Consider the following 12,379-nt stretch of genomic DNA (forward strand, 5'->3'; position numbering starts at 1 on the left):
TTTAAAAAAAGGCGCTCAGGCAGCGGGTGTGGTGCCCACCGTGCTGCGCACGGACAGCTCGCGCAGCTGCTTGGCGTCGACCGGGCCGGGGGCATTGGTCAGCGGGCAATGTGCGGTCTGGGTCTTTGGGAAGGCGATCACTTCACGGATCGAACTACCGCCGGCCATCAGCATGATCATGCGGTCGATACCGATCGCCAGACCACCGTGCGGCGGCGCGCCGTAGCTGAGCGCTTCCAGCAGGAAGCCGAACTTCTCCTGCTGCTCCTCCGGGGTGATGCCCAGCAGATCGAACACCGCCTGCTGCACTTCGCTGGAGTGGATGCGCACGCTACCGCCGCCGAGCTCGATGCCGTTGAGGACGATGTCATAACCCTGGGACAGAATCTCGCCGGGGTTGTTCCGGATCGCCTGCGCATCGAACTGCTTGGGCGCGGTGAAGGGATGGTGCGGCGACACCCAGCGGCCGCCTTCGCGTTCGTCCCACTCGAACATCGGCCAGTCGACCACCCAGAGCGCCTTCCAACCCTTCTCGGTCAGGCCCAGATCGTTGCCGAGTTTCAGGCGCAGCGCACCCAGGGCATCGCTCACCACTTGCGACTTGTCGGCGCCGAAGAAGATCAGGTCGCCGTCCTGCGCGCCGGTGCGCTCGATGACGCCGGCCAGGCCACGGTCATGGATGTTCTTGACTATGGGGCTCTGCAGGCCCTCGCGGCCCTTGCTGCTCCATTCGTTGACGACGATGTAGGCCAGGCCCTTGGCGCCATAGGCCTTCACGAACTCGGTGTAGCCGTCGATCTTGCTGCGCGGCAGCTTGGCGCCACCGGGCACGCGCAGCGCCGTCACGCGGCACTTGGGGTCGTTGGCGGGGCCGGCGAAGACCTTGAAGTCGACGTCGTTGAGCAGGTCCTTCACATCCACCAATTCCAGCGGATTGCGCAGGTCCGGCTTGTCGGAGCCGTAGCGACGCATGGCCTCAGCGAAGCTCATGTGCGGCAGGGTGCCGAGATCGACGCCCAGCACGTCGAGGAACAGGTACTTCACCAGCTCCTCGATGATCGCCATGATCTCGGCCTGGCTGAGGAAGCTGGTCTCAACGTCGAGCTGGGTGAATTCCGGCTGGCGGTCGGCGCGCAGGTCCTCGTCGCGGAAGCAGCGGGCGATCTGGTAGTAGCGGTCCAGGCCCGACATCATCAGCAACTGCTTGAACAGCTGCGGCGACTGCGGCAGCGCGAAGAAGCTGCCGGGGTGGGTACGGCTGGGCACCAGATAGTCGCGCGCGCCTTCCGGCGTGGCGCGGGTCAGGATCGGCGTCTCGACGTCAACGAAGCCCTTGGCGTCCATGAAGTTACGGATGCGCTTCACCACCTCGTGGCGCAGGCGCAGGTTCTTCTGCATCTGCGGGCGGCGCAGGTCGATGTAGCGGTACTTGAGGCGCGTCTCCTCGCCCACCGTCTCGTCATCGGGGTGGAAGGGCGGCGTCTCGGCCTTGTTCAGCAGCTCGACTTCCTTGCCCAGCACCTCGATCCTGCCGCTGGACAGGTTGGCGTTCTCGGTGCCGGCCGGGCGCGGGCGCACACGGCCGGTGATGCGCACCACGTACTCGGAGCGCAGCTTGTCGGCAGCGGCGAAGGCTTCGACCGTGTCCGGGTCGAACACGCATTGCAGCAGACCTTCGCGGTCACGCAGGTCGATGAAGATGACGCCACCATGATCGCGGCGGCGATGGACCCAGCCGCAAACGGAGACGGTCTGGCCGACCAGGGTCTCATTGACCTGGCCGCAGTAATGGGAACGCAGCATTCTGGGCTTGTGGGCTACTTACGCGGGACGCGCATTGTAGCCGCGCCCCGCCGCCCAGTGCGCGCGGCGCCTGGCGCCGCGTCAGCTACAGGCGCCGCAGGCACCAGTGCCACAGGCCGGTGCCGGCGCAGCGGCGGCAGACTCGCCGCCACCGCCGGCTGCGGCGGCGTTGCTGTCGCCGGCCAGATTCTTCTTGCTGCCGGTCTTGAAATCGGTTTCGTACCAGCCACCACCGGCAAGCCGGAAGCCGGCGGCCGACACCGTCTTGCTCAAGGCAGGCTTGCCGCAAGCGGGGCAATCGGTGGCCGGCGGATCGGACAGCTTCTGAAGGATTTCGGTCTGCTTGCCGCAGGCCTGGCAGGAGTATTCGTAGATCGGCATGGAGCAATCCTGAAAAATCATCGAGGCGCAGCCAGCGGTGGGGGCTGGTCCGGGCGCTTTCAAGCCCGCCCTGCCCCGCATCGGCGGCGGCAGAAAAAAGAAAACCGCCCAGAAGGCGGTTGTTCATTCGGCGACAAACGAGCCGCCTCACCCTGTGCAGAATGGTGCGCCCGGAAGGATTCGAACCTCCGACCCCTTGGTTCGTAGCCAAGTGCTCTATCCAGCTGAGCTACGGGCGCGTCTGCAACAAACAGCAAATCCGAGAATGGCGGAGAGAGAGGGATTCGAACCCTCGATAAGGTTTTAAAGCCCTATACTCCCTTAGCAGGGGAGCGCCTTCGTCCACTCGGCCATCTCTCCGAGCACCGGGTCTCCCCAGCGAGGGGCGCATCTTACTGAAAGCATGGCAGCCGGTAAAGGCGCCGGCCCAGATTATTTTCCGGGCCTGACCGCTTTCAATGCCGCGGCTGCTCCAGCGCGGCATTCGCTTCTTCGGCGATGCGCTCGAAAATCTCCTCGCGATGCACCGCCACCGTGCGCGGCGCATTGATGCCGAGCCGCACCTGATTCCCCTTGACCCCCAGCACCGTCACGGTGACGTCGTCACCGATCTTCAGAGCTTCGCCAACCCGCCGCGTCAAGATGAGCATTCCGTTTCTCCAGGGACCGTTCCATCGAGTGAAGTGTCCCTAACGCACGGGCTGACGTTTAGTGGTCAACAAACACCAAAATTTTTGCCGGCGGCGGTTTTCGACCGCTAAGCGGTCGCTCCCTCCAGGCCGAAGGCCTTGTGCAGGGTGCGCACCGCCAGTTCCAGGTACTTGTCGGAGATCACCACGCTGATCTTGATCTCGGAGGTGGAGATCATGCGGATGTTGATGCCCTCGGCCGCCAGCGCCTTGAACATCTGGCTGGCGATGCCGGCATGGCTGCGCATGCCCACACCCACCAGCGAGACCTTGACGATGTCCAGCGCCGAGCGCACGCCCTTGGCGCCCAGTTCGGCGGCGACCTTCTTGGCCACTTCCAGCGCGCGGTCGTAGTCGACCCGGTTGACGGTGAAGGTGAAGTCGGTGGTGGCGTCGGCGGCGACGTTCTGCACGATCATGTCGACTTCGATGTTGGCGTCGCCGATCGGCCCCAGGATGGCGGCGGCGATGCCGGGACGGTCGGGCACGCCCTCCACGGTCAGCTGGGCCTCGTCGCGGTTGAAGGCAATGCCGGAGATCAGCGGGTCTTCCACTTTGGTTTCCTCGTCAAGAGTGATGAGCGTGCCCGGGCCTTCCACAAAGGTGGACAGCACCCGCAGCGGCACCTTGTATTTGCCGGCGAACTCCACCGAGCGGATCTGCAGCACCTTGCTGCCGAGGCTGGCCATTTCCAGCATTTCCTCGAAGGTGATGCGGTCCAGGCGGCGGGCCTTGGGCTCAACCCGCGGATCGGTGGTGTAGACGCCATCGACATCGGTGTAGATCTGACACTCGTCGGCCTTCAGCGCCGCCGCCAGCGCGACACCGGTGGTATCGGAGCCGCCACGGCCGAGCGTGGTCACCGAGCCGGTGGCGTCGATGCCCTGGAAGCCCGCCACCACCGGCACGATGCCGGCGGCGCAGTCGGCCAGCAGCTTGTCGGCGTCGATGGACTGGATGCGCGCCTTCATGTGCGCGCTGTCGGTGCGGATCGCCACCTGCGGGCCGGTGTAGGAGCGGCTCTTCAGCCCCTGCTTCTCCAGCGCCAGCGCCAAGAGGCCGATGGTGACCTGCTCGCCGGTAGCGGCGATCTGGTCGAACTCGCGCTGGTTGCCGCGCGGGTTGATCGACTTCGCCAGCTTGAGCAGGCGGTCGGTCTCGCCGGACATCGCCGACACCACCACCACCACCTGATCGCCACGGGCGATGAAGGAGGCGACCTTGCTGGCCACATGCTCGATGCGCTCCACCGAGCCCATCGAGGTGCCACCGTATTTCTGAACGATCAATGCCATTGCGGTTTCTTTGCGTCCCTTCCAATCACAGCTCTAGGTACGGCTCTAGTCACAACTTCGATTCCACCCAGGCGGCGACACTGGCCACCGCCGCCGGCAGGTTCTCCGGCTGGGTGCCACCGGCCTGCGCCATGTCCGGCCGGCCGCCGCCCTTGCCGCCGACTTGGCCGGCGACGAAGTTCACCAGTTCGCCGGCCTTCACCTTGCCGGTGAGATCGGCGGTGACGCCGGCGATCAGACTGGCCTTGCCCTCGCCCGCCGCGCCCAAGAGCACGATGCCGGAGCCAAGCTTGTTCTTGAGCTGGTCCATCAGCGTGCGCAGGCCGTTGGCGTCGGATTCCACCACCGCCGCCAGCAGCTTCACGCCCTTGATCTCGACTGCCTGGCCCGCGAGGTCGTTGCCGGCACTGGCCGCCAGCTTGCCCTTGGCCGCCGCCAGCTCCTTTTCCAGCTGCTTCACGCGGTCCAGGGTCTGTTCGATCTTCGCGCCCAGGTCGTTGGCGCCGGCGCGCAGCAGGCCGGCGGCGAACTTGAGCTTGCTTTCCAGCTCGCTGACATAGGCCAGCGCGTTCTCGCCGGTCACCGCCTCGATTCGGCGGATGCCGGCGGCGACGCCACCTTCGCTGACGATCTTGAACAGCCCGATGTCGCCAGTGCGGGCGACATGGGTGCCGCCGCAGAGTTCGGTCGAATAGTCGCCCATGCTCAGCACGCGCACCTCGGCGCCGTACTTCTCGCCGAACAGGGCCATGGCACCGGACTTCACCGCATCGTCAAAGCCCATGAGCCTGGCCGCGACCTCGACATTGGCGAGGATGGCGGCATTGACCCGCTTCTCGATCTCGGCGATCTCCTCGGCGCTCACCGCCTGGCCGTGGCTGAAGTCGAAGCGGGTGCGCTCGGCATTCACCAGCGAGCCCTTCTGGGCGACGTGAGTCCCAAGCACCTCGCGCAGGGCGCGGTGCATCAGATGGGTGGCGGAGTGGTTGCGCACGGTGGCGCGGCGCTGGCTGGTCTCGACCGCGGCGGTGACGGTGTCGCCGACACTCAGCGCGCCCTGTTCCAGCTTGCCGTAATGGGCAAAGGCGGCGCCGGCGATCTTCTGGGTATCGGCCACCGCGAAGCCGGCGATGCGGCCGGCATCGCCGACCTGGCCGCCGCCCTCGGCGTAGAACGGCGTGCGGTCCAGCACCACCGCGCCCTCCTCGCCGGCCTGTAGCGAGGCCACCGGCTGGCTGCCGCGATACAGCGCCAGCACCTTGGCGTCGCGCAGTGTCAGCTGCTCATAACCCTGGAAGACGGTCGCCGCACCTTCGTACTTCAGGCCCTCGGCGCTGGAGAACTTGCTGGCGGCGCGGGCGCGCTCGCGCTGCGCCTCCATCTCGCGCTCGTAGCCGGCCTCGTCGAGCTTCAGATTGCGCTCGCGGGCAATGTCGGCGGTGAGGTCCAGCGGGAAGCCGTAGGTGTCGTAGAGCTTGAATACCACCTCGCCCGGAATGGTGGTCTCGCCCTGCAGCTTGGCGATGGCCTCGTCGAGCAGCTTCATGCCCTTGTCGAGCGTGGTCGCGAAGCTGTCTTCCTCCTGCCGGATCGCCTTCTCGATGGCGGCCTGCTTCTCGACCAGCTCGGGGTAAGCCTCGCCCATCGCGACCACCAGGGGCGCGACCAGCTTGTAGAAGAAGGCCTCGTTCAGCCCCAGCTTGTAGCCGTGGCGGATGGCGCGCCGCATGATCCGGCGCAGCACATAGCCGCGCCCCTCGTTGGCCGGCAGCACGCCGTCGGCGATCAAAAAGCTCGTCGCGCGGATGTGGTCGGCAATCACCTTCTGCGAGGCCTGCTCGTAGGGCTTTTGGCCGGCCAGCGCGGCGACCGCGCCGATCAGCTGCCTGAAGGTGTCGGTCTGGTAGTTGTCGTTGCTGCCCTGCATCAGCGCGCTGATGCGTTCCAGGCCCATGCCGGTGTCCACACTCGGCTTGGGCAGCGCCACCATGCTGCCGTCCTTGTGGCGCTCGAACTGCATGAACACCACGTTCCAGATCTCGATCCAGCGGTCGCCGTCTTCCTCCGGCGAGCCGGGAGGGCCGCCCCAGATGCCCTTGGAGCCGTCCGGGTCGTGATCGTAGAAGATTTCCGTGCAGGGGCCGCAGGGGCCGGTGTCGCCCATCGCCCAGAAGTTGTCGCTGGCGTAGGGCGCGCCCTTGTTGTCGGCTATGCGGACGATGCGCGCCTCGGGCACGCCGATCTCGTCGCGCCAGATGCCGAAGGCCTCATCGTCAGTGTGATAGACAGTGACCAGCAGGCGTGACTTGTCTATGCCCAGCCAGGCCGGGCTGGTGATGAACTCCCAGGCAAAGTGGATCGCATCCTTCTTGAAGTAGTCGCCGAAGCTGAAGTTGCCCAGCATCTCGAAGAAGGTGTGGTGGCGGGCGGTGTAGCCGACGTTTTCGAGGTCGTTGTGCTTGCCGCCGGCGCGCACGCATTTCTGGCTCGAGGCCGCCCGCTTGTAGGGCCGCGTGTCCTGCCCGGTGAACACGTCCTTGAACTGGACCATGCCGGCGTTGGTGAACAGCAGGGTCGGGTCATTGCCCGGCACCAGCGGGCTGGAGCGCACGATCTCGTGGCCCTTGGAGGCGAAGAACGCGAGGAATTTCGCGCGCAGTTCGTTGCTGGTCATGGCGGCCGCCATCAAAAAATAGTCGCGCAGTTTAGCGGCTTGTGGCCGCCAAGGCCTACGTCCGTCGGCGTAGGAGGGTTTAAAGCCCAGCAAATCTTGCGCGCAAGCCGTGTGGGCTGTAGCCCACCCTACTCATCCACCCCCTCATCGCCCTGCAAGGCGGCGCGGATATGCTCGCCGGCAAAGCCGCGCGCGGCCAAATGGTTGTAGCGCTTCTGCCGCTCGGCACGATCGGCGGGCGGCTGCCGGAATCGGCGCTGGTAGATATCCACACAAAGCGCGGTCCAGTCGCAGTCTGCGGCCGCCATGGCCTCGCGGATCAGCGCATCCGGCAGACCCGCCACCCGCAGTTCGGCGCTGATGCGGACGGGGCCGTAGCCCTGCGCGATGCGGTTCTGGATGCGGCTGGCGGCGAACCGCGGGTCGGACTGCCAGCCATCTTCCGCCAGGGATTCGACCAGCTCCGCCGTCAGCTCCGGCTCCACCCCACCCTGCCGCAGCTTGCCACTCAGCTCGCGCGCGGAATGCTCACGCCGCCCCAGAAGCCGCATCGCCTTCAGGCGGGCGGCCTCGGGGCTGAGAGGTTCATCAGGCTTCCGACTTCTCACGCTTCGGCGGCAGCAGCTTGGCCCGCAGCGCCGCCTCGATCTCGCCCGCCGCTTCCGGGTGTTCGCGCAGGTACTGCTTGGCGTTGTCCTTACCCTGGCCGATCTTCTCGCCCTTGTAGGCGAACCAGGCGCCGGACTTCTCCACCAGCTTGTGCTCGACGCCGAGGTCGATCAGCTCGCCCTCGCGGCTGATGCCCTCGCCGTACATGATCTCGAACACGACCTGCTTGAAGGGAGGGGCCAGCTTGTTCTTGACCACCTTGACGCGGGTCTCGTTGCCGACCACCTCGTCGCCCTTCTTGATCGCGCCGATGCGGCGAATGTCCAGGCGCATGGAGGCGTAGAACTTCAGCGCGTTGCCACCGGTGGTGGTTTCCGGCGACTGGCCGGGCATCATCACGCCGATCTTCATACGCAGCTGGTTGATGAAGATGATCAGGGTCTTGCTGCGGTTGATCGAGCCGGTGAGCTTGCGCAGCGCCTGGCTCATCAGGCGCGCCTGCACGCCGACGCTGGCCTCGCCCATCTCGCCCTCGATTTCGCTCTTCGGCACCAGGGCCGCGACCGAGTCGATGACGATGACGTCGATGGCATTGCTGCGCACCAGCATGTCGGCGATTTCCAGTGCCTGTTCGCCGGTGTCCGGCTGCGAGATCAGCAGGTCTTCCACCTTCACGCCGAGCTTCTCGGCGTAGGTGACGTCGAGCGCGTGCTCGGCGTCGATGTAGGCGCAGACACCGCCGGTCTTCTGAGCCTGGGCGGTGACGTGCAGGGCGAAGGTGGTCTTACCCGAGGATTCCGGTCCGTAGATTTCCACCACGCGGCCGCGCGGCACGCCGCCGATGCCGAGCGCGGCATCCAGGGTGATCGAGCCGGTGGAGATCACCTCGATGTCCGGGCGCTCGTCCACACCCATGCGCATGATCGCGCCCTTGCCGAACTGCTTCTCGATCTGCGAGAGCGCGGCTTCCAATGCCTTCTTGCGGTTGTCGTCGTTGGCCATGTCTGTCTTCAAACCCCCAAAATGAATGAAGCGCACCCCTGGGTGGAACGGGGGCGCGCTTCCGGTTTCCCTGGCCCGCGCTGCGGGCCTGGCTTACTTGCCCAGCCGGCCGAGGTATTCGCCGGTACGGGTGTCCACCTTGATGACTTCGCCCTGCTGCACGAACAGCGGCACGCGCACCACGGCACCGGTTTCCAGCGTGGCCGGCTTGCCGCCGCCGCCCGAGGTGTCGCCGCGCAGGCCGGGATCGGTTTCGGCGATCTGCAGCTCCACCGTGTTGGGCGGCAGCACCTGCAAGGGCTGGCCGTTGAACAGGGTGATGCGGCAGGTCTCCTGGCCCTTGAGCCAGAGCTTGGCCTCTTCCATCTGGGTGGCGCCGACCATGGTCTGCTCGAAGCTGACCGGGTCCATGAAGGTCCAGAACTCGCCGTCGTTGTAGACGTACTGCAGTTCCACGTCCTCGACGTCGGCGACTTCCAGGGTGTCGCCGGACTTCAGGGTGATGTCGATCACGCGACCATTGCGCAGATTGCGGATCTTCAGGCTGTTGGTGGCCTGGCCCTTGCCGGGCTTGCGGTATTCGTTGTCGACGATGGAGAACGGATTGCCGTCGATGAGCACCTTGGTGCCCGCCTTCATTTCGTTGGTGCTGACGCTGGCCATGATCTGGATCTGCTTAAAAAATGTGGTTGGTCCGCGTGGCGCGGAGAGCTTTTGGACGGCGCTTATGGACGCGCCGCTGGTCCCGACTTGCAAGGGACGGAATGCTAGCACGAGGCGGGGGTTCCGGGCTTCTGGGCGCCCCCCCCAGTCGGCCAGGAGGCGACTCGAAGAAGCTTGAGCGCCCTTCGGCAGCCAACGGAGGAAGCGGCTGGCGCAGCGCGCTGCCTCGCCACCCGCTGCCGGCGGCCTTTAGCTGCTGAACCGGTCCAGGGTACGGCGGCGCTTCTTGAGCTGGCGGTTGGTCAGCACGTTGCGCTTGCCCTTGAACGGGTTCTCGCCGGTCTTGAACTCCAGCAGGATCGGCACGCCCTTCAGCTGAAACGCCTCCCTGAACTCGTTGATCAGGAAGCGGTGGTAGGACAGCGGCAGCTTCTCGGTCTGGTTGCCGTGCACCAGGATGCGGATCGGGTTGGTCCCGGTCTGGTGGGCATAGCGCAGCTTGATGCGCCGCCCCAGCACCGCCGGCGGACTGTGGCGGTCGACCGCCCTCTCCAGCGCCCGGGTCAGCTCCGGCGTCGGGATGTCCATGGTGGTGGACTCGTAGGCGGCGACCACGTCCTCCATCAGCTCGCGCAGGCCGGAGCCGTGCAGGGCGGAGATGAAATGCGGCGGCACGAAGTCTAGGAACGGCAGGCGGAAGTCGATCTCGCTCTTGATCCAGGCGCGCTTGTCGTCGGTCAGGTGGTCCCACTTGTTGATCGCCAGCACCAGGGCGCGGCCACGCTGGGCGACCAGGCCCATGAGCTTGGCGTCCTGGGTCGATATCTCGTCGTGAGCATCGGTCACCAGGATCACCACATGGGCGTCCTCGATGGCCTGCAAGGCCTTGACGATGCTGAATTTCTCCACCACCTCGCTGACGCGCGAGCGGCGCCGGATGCCGGCGGTGTCGATCAGCTCGTAGCGATGGCCGTCGCGCTCGAAGCGCACCCGGATGGCGTCGCGGGTGGTGCCGGCGACGTCGGCGGTGAGCACCCGGTCCTCGCCCAGCAGGCGGTTGACCAGGGTGGACTTGCCGGCGTTGGGGCGGCCGACCACCGCCACCCGGATGATGCCGTCGTCCTGATGGGACTCGTGGTTTTCCGGGAAGCTCGCCAACTGCTCGCGCAGCAGGGCGGTGATGCCGTCGCCGTGTTCGGCGGAAACCGGCCGGGGATCGCCCAGGCCCAGCACGTGGAACTCGGCAGCGGTGCGCAGCAGCGGCTGGCCCTCGGCCTTGTTGACCAGCACCGTCACCGGCTTGCCGAGCTTGCGCAGGCGGCGGGCGATGGCCTCGTCGTCCGGCAGGCAACCGGCCTGGAAATCAACCAGGAAGAACACCCGGTCGGCTTCTTCCAGGGCGATCTGCGCCTGCTCTTCGGCAAGCACCGCCAGCGCGTCGTTCTCGGCCGGCGACAGGCCGCCGGTATCGACCACGATGTAGCTCTTGCCCTCGAAGCGACCCTGACCGTACTGGCGGTCGCGGGTCAGGCCCGGCAGGTCATAGACCAGGGCGTCGCGGCTATGGGTCAGGCGATTGAACAGGGTGGACTTGCCGACATTGGGGCGGCCGACCAGGACCACCACCGGCAGCGGCGGCGCTTCGACCACTTCCACCGCCGAGGACGAGTCCTCGCCCTCGGCGAGCGCCTCTTCGTCCTCGTATTCCTCGTCCTCGGCGAACTCGTCGAGCTGGTATTCCTCGATGACGTCTTCCAGCTTCTCGTCGGCGGTCAGCAGGTCGAGATCCTGCAAGGCCTGGGCGACGAAGCCGCGCGGCCGGACCATTAGCGCCGGTTCCACCGCCACCGCCGGCTTGGCGGCAGGCTTGGGGGCTACCGGCTTGCGCGGCTTGGCGCCGGTTTCGCTGGCGAGCCGCTCATCCACCGTGACCTTGGCCTTGGACTTCTTCCAGGGCTGGTACTTGGCGGCCGGGGCGGCAACGGCCTCGGTCTTGGCGCGCGGCGGCTTGCGCGGCGCCTCGACCTTGACCTTGGTGCCGGGCCGCGGCTTCTTGCTACGGCCCTTGCCGCCTTTGCTGGAGCTGAGTTTCAACGGGGTTTGACCTTCAGGGCGCTGAGCTTGCCATCGACATTCAGCAGATAGAGGCGCTCGTCACTGACGGCAGGCGCGGCCAGGATGGGGGCGCTGCCGGCGCGGCTGCGCGCCACCAAGCTGCCATCGCGGGGATCGAGAAAATGCACATAGCCTTCGAAATCCGCGACTACCGCGTAGCCGGCGAAGAACGCCGGCGGCGACAGGCGGCGGTACTTCAGGCTTTCGTTCTTCCAGGCGGCGGCGCCAGTGGCGAGATCCAGCGCCCAGACCACGCCATCGGCATCGCTGACATAGACATTGTCCTTGCCGACCGCGAGGCCGGCATAGGACTTGACGATGCGGCGCCAGCGGCTTTCGCCAGTGGCTGGCTCGACCAGGGCGACATCGCCGCCATAGCTGGCCACCAGCACGCCATCCAGGGTGGAGACCAGGGCGGCGTCGATGTCGGTCAGGCGCTCCAGCTCGGTGCGCCCGCTCGGGCTGGAGATCGGCTGCTCCCAGACCGTCTGGCCGTCGTCCAAGCGCACCGCGGCGAGGCGGCCGTTGTCCATGCCGACCAGTACCCGGTTGCCTTCCACCACCGGGGCCGACAGGCCGCGCAGGGTCAGATTGGGCTCAGTGCGATCAAAGCTCCACAGACGCTTGCCATCGGCAGCCGAGAAGCCATAAGTACGACCGTCGATGGAACGCGCCACCACCACGTCACCGGAGCCCGCCGGCGGTGCCAGCACTTCGCTGGACGCCTGGGCGCGCCAAGCCGGACTGCCATCGGCGCGCTTGAGCGCGATCACCTCGGCGTCCAGGGTGCCGACCAGCACCAGATCGCCGACCACTGAGGGGCCGGCCACCACCCGCGCCTTGGTGCGCGAGCGCCAGCGTTCGCGGCCGGTCACCGGGTCCAGGGCGTAGACATCGCCACCCATTTCGGCGGCGTAAAGCGCGTCGCTTTCCAGCAGCGGCCTGAGACCCGAGGGACGGCCTTCGGAGCCCTTGCCGATGCCCTGCGACCAGTCGTGCTCGATCTTCAGCCGCGGCTTGTCGATATCTTGCAGCTTGGCCGGCTCGCGCAGCTTCACCTTGTCGGAGCAGGCGGCCAGGCCGGTGGCGGCAACAACCAGGCCCAGGGCCAGCGCTCGGTAAGACAGGAGGGACTTCATGTGCAGGGA

General features: G+C 66.5%; 10 protein-coding genes and 2 tRNA genes. All 12 read right to left on the minus strand.

Annotated features, from left to right (window positions below; genetic code table 11):
- Nucleotides 1–15: 15 nt before the first annotated feature.
- On the minus strand, nt 16–1,803 hold the full coding sequence (gene aspS, locus AC3WT6_RS10935; protein ID WP_492653607.1) for an aspartate--tRNA ligase: 1,788 nt from the start codon (nt 1,801–1,803) through the stop codon (nt 16–18).
- An 81-nt stretch (nt 1,804–1,884) separates the two neighbouring features.
- Complete coding sequence (locus AC3WT6_RS10940) at nt 1,885–2,184, minus strand: FmdB family zinc ribbon protein (RefSeq protein ID WP_492653608.1); 300 nt, start codon at nt 2,182–2,184, stop codon at nt 1,885–1,887.
- A gap of 162 nt (nt 2,185–2,346) precedes the next feature.
- Nucleotides 2,347–2,423, minus strand: a tRNA-Arg gene (locus AC3WT6_RS10945).
- A gap of 27 nt (nt 2,424–2,450) precedes the next feature.
- Nucleotides 2,451–2,544: transfer RNA gene (locus AC3WT6_RS10950), tRNA-Ser, on the minus strand.
- A gap of 95 nt (nt 2,545–2,639) precedes the next feature.
- Complete coding sequence (gene csrA / locus AC3WT6_RS10955; RefSeq protein ID WP_492653609.1) at nt 2,640–2,834, minus strand: carbon storage regulator CsrA; 195 nt, start codon at nt 2,832–2,834, stop codon at nt 2,640–2,642.
- A 107-nt stretch (nt 2,835–2,941) separates the two neighbouring features.
- Nucleotides 2,942–4,168 carry an aspartate kinase gene (locus tag AC3WT6_RS10960; RefSeq protein ID WP_492653610.1) on the minus strand — a complete coding sequence of 409 codons (1,227 nt, stop codon included), beginning with the start codon at nt 4,166–4,168 and terminating at the stop codon, nt 2,942–2,944.
- A gap of 49 nt (nt 4,169–4,217) precedes the next feature.
- Nucleotides 4,218–6,842: an alanine--tRNA ligase gene (gene alaS / locus AC3WT6_RS10965; protein WP_492653611.1), complete on the minus strand. Its 2,625-nt coding sequence runs from the start codon at nt 6,840–6,842 to the stop codon at nt 4,218–4,220.
- Between the two features lie 128 nt (nt 6,843–6,970).
- Nucleotides 6,971–7,450 (minus strand): regulatory protein RecX, encoded by a 480-nt coding sequence (locus AC3WT6_RS10970; protein ID WP_492653612.1) that lies wholly within the window; start codon nt 7,448–7,450, stop codon nt 6,971–6,973.
- Nucleotides 7,431–8,453, minus strand: a complete 1,023-nt coding sequence (gene recA, locus AC3WT6_RS10975) for a recombinase RecA (protein ID WP_492653613.1) — start codon at nt 8,451–8,453, stop codon at nt 7,431–7,433. Before recA ends, AC3WT6_RS10970 begins: the two co-directional genes overlap by 20 nt.
- 93 nt (nt 8,454–8,546) lie before the next feature.
- Entirely contained in the window at nt 8,547–9,116 is a 570-nt protein-coding gene (efp, locus tag AC3WT6_RS10980; RefSeq protein ID WP_123212214.1) for an elongation factor P, read from the minus strand.
- Nucleotides 9,117–9,365: 249 nt separating this feature from the next.
- On the minus strand, nt 9,366–11,210 hold the full coding sequence (gene der, locus AC3WT6_RS10985) for a ribosome biogenesis GTPase Der (RefSeq protein ID WP_492653614.1): 1,845 nt from the start codon (nt 11,208–11,210) through the stop codon (nt 9,366–9,368).
- A complete protein-coding gene (gene bamB, locus AC3WT6_RS10990; RefSeq protein WP_492653615.1) occupies nt 11,207–12,370 on the minus strand; it encodes an outer membrane protein assembly factor BamB in 1,164 nt (387 codons plus the stop codon). The genes der and bamB overlap by 4 nt, the downstream gene beginning before the upstream one ends.
- Nucleotides 12,371–12,379: the final 9 nt, after the last annotated feature.

Source organism: Stagnimonas sp. FW305-C-60, from assembly GCF_058782965.1.